We start from the raw sequence: 13,174 nt of genomic DNA, 5'->3' as shown, positions 1-13,174 counted from the left end.
ATAAAAATGAGTACAAAATTTTAAAATGAATCAAGAAAATACCAAAACTTTCCGCCGTGATAAAAGTGCTAGAAACACTATTGTTTCTAGCACTCGGGAGTTTTGGAACCTTAGGTCCAAAACTAAGTCACGGAACTTCTTCGAAGTTCGCTGACGTCCGTACTCACCTAAGGAAAGTTTTTAAGAAGACTTTGTCTTCAATCTAAAAGCCTGAGCCAGCGCTCAGGCTTTTTGCTTATTTCTCAAGCAATTCTTGGATTAAGTCTTCCATAGCAGCTGGTTCTGTTTTGGAGGAGAAGCGTTGGGCGACTTGGCCTTGTCGGTCGATGACAAATTTTGCAAAGTTCCATTCGATGCGTTTGCCCAGTGGTCCAGTTGCTTGGCTTTTGAGCCAGTCATAAAGAGGAAGGGCTTCTTTACCATTGACCTTGGCTTTAGCGAATCGTGAAAAGGTGGTCTGGTAGTTGAGGCTACAGAAGCTATTGATTTCTTCTGCAGTTCCTGGAGCTTGCCCCATGAATTGGTTACAGGGGATGTCTAGGATTTCAAGCCCCTTATCTTGGTAGCGCTGGTAAAGATCTTGCAGTCCTTGGTATTGCGGGGTTAGGCCACAGCCTGTTGCTGTATTGACCACGATGAGGACCTTACCTTGGTAGTGGGAAAGAGAAATTTCTTCCCCTTGTTGGTTTTCTAAAGAAAAATCATAAATGCTGGTCATAGGGATCATCCTTTCTGTTTCTTTAGTTTTTATTGTAGCACAAATGTCCTAAAATTGGGGCAAGAGGAGCATGACTTCTTGCTTTAGTCCCTCCTGCGAAAATGATATAATAAGAAGATAATAAGCTCTCAAGAAAGTGCTCAAAGGAGAACGGATCGGATGAAATTACTCTATACGGATGTTCGGACCCCCTTGACCCAGGTCCTGACGCAAGAAGCCGTAAGGTTAGTAGAAGATGGCAAGCGTGTGTTTTACATTGCACCTAACTCTCTTTCCTTTGAAAAAGAAGCCAAGGTCTTGTCCTATTTAGAAGGTCAGGCTTCTTTTGCCATAACTGTTACGCGCTTTGCTCAAATGGCCCGTTATTTCATCCTGAATCAGGTTTTTGAGGAGCAACCCTTAGATGACATCGGACTAGGCATGTTATTTTTTAAAGCCCTTTCCCAAATGAAGGAGCAGGATCTTAAAGTTTACGGAGCCCTGCGCAAGGATCCTCAGTTTATCCAGCAACTGGTTCAGCTCTACCATGAATTACAGACAGCTCAGATGGATTTTACAGATTTAGAGTTGCTCGGGGAAGCTGAAAAAAGAGAGGACCTCTTGGCAATTTTTGAAGCTGTCTCTGAGATGCTAGTTCAGCACCAGTATGAATCCCAGTCCAAGATTGGCGTTTTCCTCAACCAGGTTGAAGAGGGGCACTTGGAAGAGCAATTGAAGGATGTGGCGATCGTCGTCGATGGCTTCACGCGTTTTTCTGCGGAAGAAGAGGCCTTGATTGGTCTACTTCACAGAAAAGAAGTGGAGATTGTTATCGGGGTCTATGCCAGTGAAAAAGCCTATCGAGCAAGCTTCAGAGAGGGCAATCTTTATCAGGCTAGTGTTGACTTTCTACTCCAGCTAGCTAAGACTTTTCAGGTTCAACCTCAATATTGTGGGCAAGCCATCGAAGATTCCTTTAGTCGCATGACCCGCATGTTAGAAGCGCACTACGATTTTTCACAAGTGGAAGATGAACTGGAGAACCAAGATCGAACTGCTGTCCAACTCTGGCAAACCAATACACAAAAAGAAGAGTTGGAATTTGTCGCTAAATCCATCCGTCAACGTCTTCATGACGGCGCACGCTATCGGGATATTCGGGTCTTGTTAGGAGATGTGGAAGCTTATCAACTGCAACTCAAGACCATTTTTGATCAGTATCAGATCCCCTTTTACTTGGGACGAAGTGAGGCCATGGTCCACCATCCCTTGATTCAGGTCATTGAATCGCTAGGGCGGATCAAGCAGTTCAATTACCAGACAGATGACGTCATCAATCTGTTGAAAACGGGTCTGTATAGTGATCTGGCGCAAGCTGAAGTCGATGCTTTTGAACAGTATCTTCGCTTTGCGGAAGTAAAGGGTGCTGCAAAATTTCAAAAGCCTTTTACCAGCAATCGTCAGGGTAAGTTTCATCTAGAAGAGCTCAATGCCCTCCGAGAACGCGTCGCAGAACCTTTAGCTCCTTTCTTTTCACAGCGCAAACAAAAGGTTTCCCAACTCTTAACAGCCTTTACAGAGTTTCTGCAAGAGGCTCAGCTTTCTCAGAATCTACAAGCTTTGATCAAGGATCTAACCTTGGAGGAGCAAGAGCGCTATGACCAGGTTTGGAAGGCCTTCCTCCACGTCTTAGAAGAATTGAATCTGGTTTTTGAGGACCAAGAACTGACAGTGGATGACTTTTTAGCTCTTGTCTTATCTGGCATGCAATTGTCACAATACCGGACAGTTCCTGCTACGGTCGATGTGGTGATGGTTCAGTCCTATGACTTGATTGAACCCTTGACAGCACCTTATGTCTACGCCATCGGGCTGACCCAGGAACGTTTTCCAAAGATCGCGCAGAATACCTCGCTTCTCAGTGAAGAAGAACGACAACAGCTCAATGAGGCCACCCAAGAAGGAGCAGAGCTCCAGGTGGTGACCAGCGAAAATCTCAAGAAGAATCGCTTTGTGGCGGTTTCGCTACTCAATGCAGCGACCGAACAACTGGTCCTATCGGCCCCTAGCTTGGTCAATGAAACGGAAGATAGTGTCTCTCCTTACCTTGTAGAATTGGCCAAGGAGCCTATTGCCATCGAGTGGACGACCAAACAAGCCCAAGCTTCGAGTGATGATATTGGGACCTACCGAGCCCTTTTAGCGCGCGTGATCGAACTCCATCAAGAAGAGATCACTAGTGAGCTGTCTGCTGAAGAAGCCAGCTTTTGGGGTGTGGCCGTACGGGTCTTGCGAAAGAAATTGGCCGCTGAAGGCATCCAGATTCCTCAGATTTCAACGGAATTAAAGAGCCGTCAGCTTCAGTCGGATACGCTTCAAGCGCTCTATCCAGAGGGCAAAGCCTTGACATTATCTGCTTCTGCCTTGAATGAATACTACAAGCACCAGTATGCTTTTTATCTGCGCTATGTCTTGGGCTTACAAGAGGATGAAACCATCCGGCCAGACGCGCGCAGTCATGGGAATTTCTTGCACCGGATTTTTGAAAAAGTCTTAAAAGATAGCTCCGATCAAGCTTTTGATCGGCGCTTAAACGAGGCGATTCGAGAAACCAGCCAAGAAGTAGAGTTCCAGCAATTGTATGGAGAAAATGGAGAGACCGAGTTTATTCGCAACTTGCTTCTTGATACCGCGAAAACAACGGGCCGTGTCCTCGCCCAGCAGAATGACATCGAGACCATCGGTGAGGAGACCCTCTTTGGTGGAAGTACCCACACCTCTTATCCATTGTCCGATGGCCGTCTCCTGCAGCTACGAGGCAAGGTGGATCGCATTGATCAATTGAGGGATCGGGGAGCCCTCGGAGTCGTGGACTACAAGTCCAGTCTGACGCAGTTCCACTATGACAAGTTCTTTAATGGACTGAATTCTCAATTGCCGACCTATCTTTCTGCGATTCAGGATTTGAAGGAGTACCAAGAGGAGCAGGGGATTTTTGGAGCCATGTATTTGGAAATGGGAGATCCTGTAGTGGATCTGAAAAAGACCAAGACAGTAGAGGATGCCATCAATCAAACCATGAAAAGTCAACAGTACAAGGGACTCTTTATGGCAGATCAGGCCCCTTATCTGGGCGAGGCCTATGATAAGAATAAGGCTATGATGCTGAGTAAGGAAGAACTGGACTTGCTCCTCTTGTACAACGCTTATCTCTATAAAACAGCAGCAGAAGGGATCCTCAAGGGGCAATTTGGCATCAATCCCTATAGTGAAAATGGGCGCAATATCGCACCATTCGTGGAGCAGTTTAAATCCATCACAGGATTTGAAGCCGATCGTCACCTAGGTCAGGCACGATTCTTGACCAAACTAGACCAAAAAGGAATACGCGGTGAAAAGGTGAAAGCCGCGTGGATCGAGAAGATGAAGGAGGTCTTGAACAAATGATCAAACAAGCATTTTTGACAAGAGAAGAAATCAAGGCCCTTCAGGCCCAAGAGGTAGCTTCTACCAAAGAGCAAAAGCGAACACCAGAACAGATCGATGCCATCTATAGTTCGGGGACCAATATCTTGGTGTCAGCCTCTGCTGGATCAGGAAAGACCTTTGTCATGGTGCAGCGGATACTGGATCAGATGCAGCGAGGCATTTCGATTAAGGAGCTCTTTATCTCGACCTTTACGGTCAAGGCAGCCGGAGAGCTCAAGGAGCGTTTGGAAAGTGAACTTGGAAAAGCCCTGCAAGCGAGCGATAACCCAGAGCTCAAGCAACACCTGGCCCGTCAAATCGCAGATGTCGCCACCAGCGATATCGGAACCATGGACTCTTTTACCCAAAAGGTCCTAACGCGCTATGGCTATTTGCTTGGGTTGGCACCCCAGTTTCGCATTTTACAAAACGCTAGTGAGCAACGCCTCTTACAAAATGAAGTCTTTCAGGCTGTTTTTGACCGCTATTACCAGGGGGAAAACCAAGAAGCCTTTGTGCAGATGGTCAAGAATTTCACGGGACAGCGCAAAAATTTAACCTTGTTTAAAGAACAGATCTACCAGATCTATGACTTTCTTCAGTCGACCAGTGATCCGGAAAAATGGCTGGAAGAGCATTTCCTAAAAGGCTATGAGGAGACTGATTTTGAAAAGGTTGAAGGCGATCTGATGGAGAACATCCAGCAGGCCCTCTATGAGGCAGAAAGCTTTTTTGCCTTTCATTTGTCCAATGAAGGCCAAGCATTTGGCAAGGCCAAATATTTGGAAGCCGTGCAAGAGGTGCTGGATCAGATTGGAAGCCTCACAGAGCGCCCTAATAAAGCGCAACTGACCTCTGTCCTAAAGGCAGTCGTGGCGATTAGCCGGGCTTCAAATGGGGGAGCCTTGACCAATAGAGCCCGAAAAGAAGAGCTGAAAGACCTAGTTACGGCCTATAACCAGGATAAAACCATACATATCAATCGCCTCAGAGACTTGGAAAATCAGCTCTATCAGCTGGAATTTCAACAAACCTTCCACCAAGAAGAAGGCCCCATGCTCTCCTTGCTCCGGGACTTTATCAGAGACTTTGCTCGCGCTTATCTGGAGCGAAAAATCCAAGAAAAAGCTTATGAATTTGGGGATATCAGTCATTTTGCCATTCAAATTTTAGAGCAATTTCCAGAGGTGAGACAAGCCTTTCAAGAGCGTTATCATGAGGTCATGGTCGATGAGTACCAGGATACCAACCACACCCAAGAGCGGATGTTGGACTTGCTGTCAAATGGCCACAATCGCTTCATGGTGGGGGATATCAAGCAATCGATTTATCGCTTCCGTCAGGCAGATCCACAGATTTTTAATGATAAATTTAAAGCCTACCAAGAAGAAGGGGCGAAAGGGCGGTTGATCCTCCTCAAGGAAAATTTCCGGAGTCATGTGGAAGTGTTGGACGCAACCAATGATGTCTTTCGCCATTTGATGGACGAAGAGGTGGGCGAGATTGACTACAATCAAACCCACTATCTGGTTGCAGGAAGCGACAAGCAGCGGATGGCCTTGCCACAACATCGGGCTGAATTTTTGCTCTATGATGGTAGCCAAGACCAGGAAGAAAAGGCCGAAGACGAGGAAGTTGCTTCTGGACTCGAGACGGTTTCCAAGGGAGAAATTCTTCTAGTGATCAAAGAAATTTTACGCCTCCATCGGGTGGAAAAAGTACCCTTTAAAGACATCACGCTCTTGACTGCGACTCGAACGCGAAATGATGCGATTCTGGAAGCCTTTGACCAGTACCATATCCCGATTGTGGCAGATAGCGGACAGGCGCATTATCTTGAGTCACTGGAAGTGATGGTCATGCTGGATACCTTGCGGACCATTAACAATCCCTTGCATGATTATCCCTTAGTGGCCCTCATGAAATCCCCTATGTTTGACTTTGATGAAGATGAGCTGGCACGGATTTCCTTGCAGACCCTTCCAGAGCAAAAGCAAATGCCCTTCTACCACAAGGTCCAGTTAGCCCTTGAAAAGACTGCAGAGCATGCAAATTTGATTGATGCCAAGCTCTCAGCTAAAATCGAGAACTTCCTCAAGGTTTTATCTAGTTGGCGGACTGCTGCTAAGACCTCTTCGCTCTATGATTTGCTTTGGAAAATCTATGAGGATCGCTATTACTATAACTATGTCGGCGCCCTTCCAAATGGGGCCCAGCGCCAGGCTAATCTCTACGCTTTGACGCTTCGGGCCAATGATTATGAAAAAGCCAGCTTTAAGGGCTTGTCGCGTTTTATTGCCATGATCGATAAGGTGATCGAAAATGAACACGATTTGGCCAGCGTCCCCCTTGCAGCACCAAAAGATGCCGTCCAGCTCATGACCGTCCATAAGAGTAAGGGGCTGGAATTCAAGTATGTCTTTATTCTCAATATGGACAAGGCCTTTAACCGTAAGGATCAATCGGGGCCAATCATTCTCAGTCGTCAAAAAGGGATTGGCTTTAAATTTGTTGCGAACCTGCCGGTTGAGACAGAGAATCCAGCTGCTCCAGAGACTATTCGTCTGCAGATCGAAACGCCTTGCTACCAACGCAATGTGGAAGAAACAAAATTGGCCACAATTTCTGAGCAGATGCGTCTTCTTTATGTCGCCATGACACGGGCTGAGCTCAAGCTCTATCTGGTCGGAAAAGGCCGGGAGGACAAACTGCGCGATACCGATTGGGGGACCAGTCGCAATGGCAAATTGGATCCTGAAAAACGAAAAGAATGGACCTCATATCAGGACTGGCTCTTTGCTATTCAAGATGTGTTTACCAAGAATACCCTGGCCTATGACACGCGTTTTGTGACAGACGAAGACCTGACACCAGACCAGCTGGAACCGCTAGAGAAGGAGAAGGATTCCCGCCTGGATCAGCTCAAGGATGTCCGTCAGTCCGAGGATATTCGTCGGGCCTTGGATATCTTGGAAAATGTTGATCGGCTCAATCAGCTCTATGCTCCGGCCATTCATTTACCAAGTGTACGTACTCCTAGTCAGATCAAGAAATTCTACGAGCCGGTCATGGATGCCAATGGCGTCCAGATCATGGATGCAAAGACTGTGACGCCTGAGTTTGAGCTTCCAACTTTTGATCAAGAAAAAGCTGTGACAGGAGCCCAAGTCGGTAGTGCTGTCCATGAACTCATGCAGCGCGTGCCTCTTGGAGCAGCAATCACTCTTGATACACTGCGTCAGGCCTTGGACCAAGTCCAAGCAGAGCCAGCGGTCAAGGCCCGCATCAAGCTAGAGGCCATCCTTGCTTTCTATGAGACGCCTTTGGGGACCTTGCTTCAAAAAGAGGCCTCTCGAGTCCGTCGCGAAGCTCCCTTTGCCATGCTGAAGAAAGATCCAGCCAGTGGAGAGGACTTCGTCGTGCGGGGGATCCTGGATGGTTACTTGGTGCTAGAAGACCGGATCCTGCTCTTTGATTACAAGACGGATCACTACAAGATTCCTAGCCAATTGGTCGAACGCTACCGGGATCAGCTCGATCTCTATGCAGAAGCTCTTCGTCGTTCTTATGGCCAAGAGCACGTTGAAAAATATCTGGTACTTTTAGGTGGCCCTCATCTAGAAGTGGTGAAAGTGGAGTAACACATGACAATTGCAAAGGAAAAAATTGAACGCATCCAAAGGATGGAAGGTTATTTGAATGACTATGCTAAGACTTTGGAAGATACAAAAAAAGCAGTGGATCGACTAAAAGAGCATCAAGAGAGCTATATTCAACTGCGCGATTATTATAGTAGTCAGGCCTATTTTGACGACTTGGACCTGTCCAATCAAGCTGATTTTCCAGCTGATCTTCCTTGTGGTGTCTTGTCTGAAGATGCCGTCTATGATTTGTTAGACGAGCATTTTCAGATGGGAGTTGAACTCTTGGAGATCGCAACGAAGATGATCAAAGAACGGTGAAATTTCAATCTAAAAGCTCCGGTTTCCCGGAGCTTTTAGATTGAAGACAAACGTGTCATCATAGAAACTTTCCTTAGGTGATTACGGACGTCAGCGAACTTCGAAGAAGTTCCATGACTTAGTTTTGAACCTAAAGTTTCAAAACTCCCGAGTGCTAGAAACTATCGTGTTTCTAGCACTTTTCTCACGGCGGAAAGTTTCAGTAATGTTTGAATAAACATAACATATATCATTCTAATTCTTTTAGCATTACTTGTGTTAGCTTATCTTGACAAAACCTATCAGTAAAAGAAAATTTTCCAAAATGGACTTTTTTCTTCAGCAAAAAAAGCTCCGGTTTCCCGGGGCTTTTTGTTGGATTAGTGTGAGACACGACGACGTGCTGCTTTTTTGCGGTTTTCTTCGATGAAAGCTGCTTTTTGTTCTTCTGGCTCGATTACTTTTTTCTTGAATGTGTAAACTGCACCTGCGACAGCAGCAACTGTACCAGCAACACCAGTAACAAAACCTTTACCAAATCCTTTAGCCATGAGAATTTCTCCTTTTCTGAACTTTAAATATTTATGTTATAATATATGGTAACGAAAAAACGTGAATTTTGCAAGGAAAAACGATGAAAACCAAGATAATTGTGATTGTGGGACCGACTGCGGTTGGAAAAACAGCTCTTGCGATCGATTTGGCGCAAGCCCTCGATGGTGAAATCATCAGTGGCGATAGTCAGCAAGTCTATCGCAAGCTGGATATTGGAACAGCCAAAGCGACACCAGAAGAGCAAGCTGCAGCTCCCCATCATTTGATCGATGTGCGGGAGGTGACCGAGTCTTACTCGGCCTTTGATTTTGTAAGAGAAGCTAAGACTGCGATTGAGGATATCACAGCCCGAGGCAAGCTCCCCATCATTGCAGGTGGGACGGGCCTCTACATCCAAAGTCTTCTTGAAGGCTATCATCTAGGTGGTGAAGTTCCTCATGAAGAGATTCTTGCCTATCGCGCTCAATTGGACCTGCTGTCGGACGAAGACTTGTATCGTAGAGTGGAGGAGCAAGGACTTGTGATTCCTCAGCTCAATCGCCGTCGGGCCATGCGGGCTCTTGAAATTGCGCATTTTGGGAAAGACCTAGCAAACGAAGAGACGGACTATGAACCCTATCTGATCTGTCTAGATGATGAACGCTCCTTGATCTATGATCGCATCAATCATCGAGTAGACTGTATGTTAGAGGAAGGTTTATTAGAGGAAGCTCGGTGGCTCTATGACCATTATCCAGATGTGCAAGCCAGTAAAGGGATTGGCTACAAGGAACTCTTTCCTTACTTTAAGGGGGAGCAAAGCCTTGAAGAAGCCAGAGAGACCCTCAAGCGCAACACCCGGCGGTTTGCTAAACGGCAGCTGACCTGGTTTCGAAATCGGATGGAAGTGACCTTTTACGCCATTTCTGCCCCCCACTTCAAGGAGAAGGTTCTTGCAGATGTAAAGGAGTTTTTAGAGCATGATTGAAACAGAAAAGAAACAAGAACGCATCCTATTGGTTGGTGTGGAACTTCAAGGCATGGACAATTTTGATATGTCGATGGAGGAGTTGGCCAGTCTGGCTAAAACAGCTGGTGGGGATGTCCGGGGCTCCTATACACAAAAGCGGGAGAAATACGACACTAAGACCTTTGTCGGCTCAGGAAAACTCGAAGAAATCGCTCAAATGGTCGAAGCAGATGAGATTACGACCGTGGTGGTCAATAACCGCCTGACCCCCCGTCAAAATGTCAACTTAGAAGAAATTCTTGGGGTTAAGGTCATTGACCGGATGCAGTTGATTTTAGATATCTTTGCCATGCGGGCTAGGAGTCATGAAGGCAAGTTGCAGGTACACTTGGCCCAGCTCAAATACCTCTTGCCACGCCTTGTCGGTCAAGGAATCATGCTCAGCCGTCAAGCTGGGGGAATTGGTTCTCGTGGTCCAGGGGAAAGTCAGTTGGAGTTGAACCGCCGGAGCGTTCGCAATCAAATCACCGATATCGAGCGCCAGCTCAAGGCAGTTGAAAAAAACCGGGAAACCCTTCGTGAAAAACGCTTGGAATCACCTGTCTTCAAGATTGGTTTGATCGGCTATACCAATGCAGGAAAGTCGACCATTATGAATCAGCTGACCAGTAAGAGTCAGTATGAAGCCGATGAACTCTTTGCGACATTAGACGCAACAACTAAGAGCATCCACTTAACAGGCAATCTGCAAGTGACGCTGACCGATACGGTTGGCTTTATCCAAGATCTACCAACAGAGTTGGTATCAAGCTTTAAGTCGACCCTGGAAGAAAGTAAGAATGTAGACCTCCTGGTCCATGTCATCGATGCGTCTGATCCCAATCATGAAGAGCATGAAAAGACGGTGCTTTCGATCATGAAGGACCTGGATATGTTGGAGATTCCTCGCTTGACGCTTTACAACAAAGCAGATAAAGTAGCAGACTTTACCCCAACCCAGACACCTTTTAGCTTGATTTCAGCGCGCTCTGAGACAGCCCGTGAAGATCTCCAGGCTTTGCTTCTAGAAAAACTGAGAGAGCTCTTTGTTCCCTTTACCATTCGCGTTCCCTTTTCAAAATCTTATCGGACACATGATCTAGAAACAGTAGCGATCATTGACCAGCGCGAATTTGAAGAAGACGTCGAGGTCATTCAAGGCTATATTGCAGAGAAAAATAAGTGGAAGTTGGAAGAATTTTATGACGGATTACGTTGATTTAGCAATAAAATATGGAGGCTATACCAGCCTCGATCGGGTCTATCTGACCAATCTTTTAAGCACGATCCCTGAGGAATTGCGTCTCCGTGTGATTACGCCTCCCCCAAGTGTGATCAACGCTTATTTCGCAGAGCTCTACCAAAAGAAGAGTCCCAAGGAGGCCATGGATTATTTCTTGGACTTGAGCCGAGCATTTGACTTATTCACAGTTCAGAAAAGCTTTAATGAACAAAAACCTTTTATCCGCCTCAACTTATCAGGTCAGTCTTATGGCTTGGCCTATGTAAATGGAGAGATAGCCTGTGTCTTTGCTGAACATCCAGCGGCGGAAATCACCCCTTCGATTTTATTCGAAATCGCAGAGATTTTTCCGCATTGTTTGGTCTTTGAAAAAGATGGCAAGATCTGTCTGCAAGAGGCCGGCCCAGAAGTGGTCACCAAAACAGAAGTCCTCTCAGCCCTGACTGACTTGATGACCTTGGAAGATGGACGCTTGAAACTGTCAGGATATAACCAAGAGGAACTCCTCGAGCTAGCGCAAGCCTACCCAGGCAACCTTTCGTTCCGTTCAGAGAACAGGACGGCCATGATTTATATAGATAGAAAGTAGACAATGGACATTCAATTTTTAGGAACGGGAGCTGGGCAACCCTCAAAAGCCCGAAATGTATCGAGCTTGGCGCTCAAATTGCTAGATGAGATCAATGAAGTCTGGCTCTTTGATTGTGGCGAAGCGACACAGAATCAAATTTTAGAAACGACCATTCGTCCGCGAAAGGTTAGCAAGATCTTTATCACTCACCTACACGGAGACCATATTTTTGGTTTGCCAGGTTTCCTATCTAGTCGGGCCTTTCAGGCCAATGAAGAGCAGACGGATCTGGATATCTATGGACCAGTAGGAATCAAATCCTTTGTCATGACCAGTCTTCGCGTATCAGGCTCTCGCCTGCCTTACCGCATCCATTTTCATGAATTCGATGAGCATTCTCTTGGCAAGATTTTAGAAACTGATAAATTCACAGTTTATGCGGAAGCTTTGGACCACACCATTTTCTGTGTAGGTTACCGGATTATGCAGAAGGACCTTGAAGGAACACTGGATGCAGAGAAGTTGAAGGCGGCAGGAGTTCCTTTTGGACCGCTCTTTGGGAAAGTCAAAAATGGGCAAGACGTCACCCTGGAAGATGGCACCAAAATCATTGCAGCCGACTATATTTCAGCCCCTCGACCTGGTAAGATTATCACGATCCTAGGAGATACACGGAAGACAAATGCTAGTGTACGACTAGCAGTCAATGCGGATGTCTTGGTCCATGAGTCCACCTATGGCAAGGGAGATGAGAAGATTGCTAAGAAACACGGCCACTCGACCAATATGCAGGCGGCAGAAGTAGCGCGTGAAGCTGGAGCCAAGCGCCTTCTTTTGAATCACATCAGTGCTCGCTTCTTATCAAAAGACATCAGCCAATTGCGCAAGGATGCGTCCAGCATTTTTGAAAATGTCTATGTGGTCAAAGATCTAGAAGAAGTGGAGATCTAAGATGCGAACTATCATCATCACAGGAGCGAGTGGAGGCCTGGCACAGGAAATGGTCAAGCTCCTTCATGAAGACCGGCTCATTCTCCTAGGGAGAAATCAAGAGAAACTGGAAGACCTCTATACTGACCATCCTCAGAAAGAATGCATCGGGATCGATATCACTGATTCCTCAGCCGTCCAAGATTTGGTAGAAGAGCTCTATCAGCGCTATGGGCAGATTGATATTTTGGTCAACAATGCTGGCTATGGGATTTTTGAGGACTTTGATCGCATTTCTGACCAGCAGGTGCGGGAAATGTTTGAGGTCAATACCTTTGCCCTCATGCAGCTTTCACGCTTGATGGGTGCGCACATGAAGGCAGTAGGCAAGGGGCACATTGTCAATATCGTCAGCATGGCGGGCTTAGTAGCAACTGCTAAATCCAGCCTTTATTCGGCCACCAAGTTTGCGGCCATTGGCTTCTCTAACGCTTTGCGTTTGGAACTCATGCCCTTTGGTGTCCATGTGACGACAGTCAATCCAGGCCCAATCCGGACTACTTTCTTTGACCAGGCAGATCCTGACGGAAGCTATGTCAAGGCTGTGGACCGCTACATTTTGGAACCAGACTTTGTGGCTAAGAAGATCGTGAAAAACTTTGGAAAAGCAAAACGTGAGCTCAATCTGCCTTGGCTCTTGAACCTGACCCACAAGCTCTATACCCTTTTCCCACGCATCTCAGATAAGCTAGCCTGCAAGATGTTTAACTTCAAATAGGAG

General features: G+C 46.4%; 10 protein-coding genes. 8 read left to right on the top strand and 2 right to left on the bottom strand.

Annotated elements, in window-relative coordinates; translation table 11 throughout:
• Positions 1–235 precede the first annotated feature (235 nt).
• The gene (locus tag AB5Y61_RS07060; RefSeq protein WP_368403653.1) at positions 236–718 is read right to left on the bottom strand and encodes a glutathione peroxidase; all 483 of its coding nucleotides are present in this window, start codon (positions 716–718) and stop codon (positions 236–238) included.
• 159 nt (positions 719–877) lie between these two features.
• Here AB5Y61_RS07060 and rexB point away from each other — a divergent pair, with 159 nt between their 5' ends.
• Genes rexB through AB5Y61_RS07045 form a run of 3 tightly spaced genes read left to right on the top strand, consistent with a single transcriptional unit; the run spans position 878 to position 8,127 of the window.
• A complete protein-coding gene (gene rexB / locus AB5Y61_RS07055) occupies positions 878–4,144 on the top strand; it encodes an ATP-dependent nuclease subunit B (protein ID WP_368403652.1) in 3,267 nt (1,088 codons plus the stop codon).
• Entirely contained in the window at positions 4,141–7,806 is a 3,666-nt protein-coding gene (gene addA / locus AB5Y61_RS07050) for a helicase-exonuclease AddAB subunit AddA (RefSeq protein ID WP_368403672.1), read from the top strand. Before rexB ends, addA begins: the two co-directional genes overlap by 4 nt.
• A 3-nt stretch (positions 7,807–7,809) precedes the next feature.
• A complete protein-coding gene (locus AB5Y61_RS07045; RefSeq protein WP_070588852.1) occupies positions 7,810–8,127 on the top strand; it encodes a DUF4298 domain-containing protein in 318 nt (105 codons plus the stop codon).
• A 359-nt stretch (positions 8,128–8,486) separates the two neighbouring features.
• Here AB5Y61_RS07045 and AB5Y61_RS07040 read toward each other — a convergent pair whose 3' ends face one another.
• Positions 8,487–8,657 carry a DUF3042 family protein gene (locus AB5Y61_RS07040; protein WP_003002781.1) on the bottom strand — a complete coding sequence of 57 codons (171 nt, stop codon included), beginning with the start codon at positions 8,655–8,657 and terminating at the stop codon, positions 8,487–8,489.
• 83 nt (positions 8,658–8,740) lie between these two features.
• On the opposite strand from AB5Y61_RS07040, the gene miaA reads away from it, so the two are divergent.
• The 5 genes from miaA to AB5Y61_RS07015 are packed head-to-tail and all read left to right on the top strand — an operon-like array spanning position 8,741 to position 13,171.
• The gene (gene miaA / locus AB5Y61_RS07035) at positions 8,741–9,628 is read left to right on the top strand and encodes a tRNA (adenosine(37)-N6)-dimethylallyltransferase MiaA (protein WP_368403651.1); all 888 of its coding nucleotides are present in this window, start codon (positions 8,741–8,743) and stop codon (positions 9,626–9,628) included.
• Positions 9,621–10,868 carry a GTPase HflX gene (gene hflX, locus AB5Y61_RS07030; RefSeq protein ID WP_031576943.1) on the top strand — a complete coding sequence of 416 codons (1,248 nt, stop codon included), beginning with the start codon at positions 9,621–9,623 and terminating at the stop codon, positions 10,866–10,868. The genes miaA and hflX overlap by 8 nt, the downstream gene beginning before the upstream one ends.
• Positions 10,852–11,481 carry a cystathionine beta-lyase gene (locus AB5Y61_RS07025; protein WP_368403650.1) on the top strand — a complete coding sequence of 210 codons (630 nt, stop codon included), beginning with the start codon at positions 10,852–10,854 and terminating at the stop codon, positions 11,479–11,481. The genes hflX and AB5Y61_RS07025 overlap by 17 nt, the downstream gene beginning before the upstream one ends.
• A gap of 3 nt (positions 11,482–11,484) precedes the next feature.
• Positions 11,485–12,414 (top strand): ribonuclease Z, encoded by a 930-nt coding sequence (gene rnz / locus AB5Y61_RS07020; RefSeq protein WP_368403649.1) that lies wholly within the window; start codon positions 11,485–11,487, stop codon positions 12,412–12,414.
• Between the two features lies 1 nt (position 12,415).
• Positions 12,416–13,171 carry an SDR family NAD(P)-dependent oxidoreductase gene (locus AB5Y61_RS07015; protein ID WP_368403648.1) on the top strand — a complete coding sequence of 252 codons (756 nt, stop codon included), beginning with the start codon at positions 12,416–12,418 and terminating at the stop codon, positions 13,169–13,171.
• Positions 13,172–13,174: the final 3 nt, after the last annotated feature.

Origin of the sequence: Streptococcus parasanguinis, assembly GCF_040908565.1 — a bacterium.
Lineage (GTDB): Bacteria > Bacillota > Bacilli > Lactobacillales > Streptococcaceae > Streptococcus > Streptococcus parasanguinis_AC.
This window is presented reverse-complemented; position numbering and strand designations above follow the sequence as displayed.

Bases quoted from the DNA above. Each gene is read 5' to 3' on its own strand.
- AB5Y61_RS07060 (WP_368403653.1), bottom strand. From the start codon at position 718: ATGACCAGCATTTATGATTTTTCTTTAGAAAACCAACAAGGGGAAGAA.
- rexB (WP_368403652.1), top strand. From the start codon at position 878: ATGAAATTACTCTATACGGATGTTCGGACCCCCTTGACCCAGGTCCTG.
- addA (WP_368403672.1), top strand. From the start codon at position 4,141: ATGATCAAACAAGCATTTTTGACAAGAGAAGAAATCAAGGCCCTTCAG.
- AB5Y61_RS07045 (WP_070588852.1), top strand. From the start codon at position 7,810: ATGACAATTGCAAAGGAAAAAATTGAACGCATCCAAAGGATGGAAGGT.
- AB5Y61_RS07040 (WP_003002781.1), bottom strand. From the start codon at position 8,657: ATGGCTAAAGGATTTGGTAAAGGTTTTGTTACTGGTGTTGCTGGTACA.
- miaA (WP_368403651.1), top strand. From the start codon at position 8,741: ATGAAAACCAAGATAATTGTGATTGTGGGACCGACTGCGGTTGGAAAA.
- hflX (WP_031576943.1), top strand. From the start codon at position 9,621: ATGATTGAAACAGAAAAGAAACAAGAACGCATCCTATTGGTTGGTGTG.
- AB5Y61_RS07025 (WP_368403650.1), top strand. From the start codon at position 10,852: ATGACGGATTACGTTGATTTAGCAATAAAATATGGAGGCTATACCAGC.
- rnz (WP_368403649.1), top strand. From the start codon at position 11,485: ATGGACATTCAATTTTTAGGAACGGGAGCTGGGCAACCCTCAAAAGCC.
- AB5Y61_RS07015 (WP_368403648.1), top strand. From the start codon at position 12,416: ATGCGAACTATCATCATCACAGGAGCGAGTGGAGGCCTGGCACAGGAA.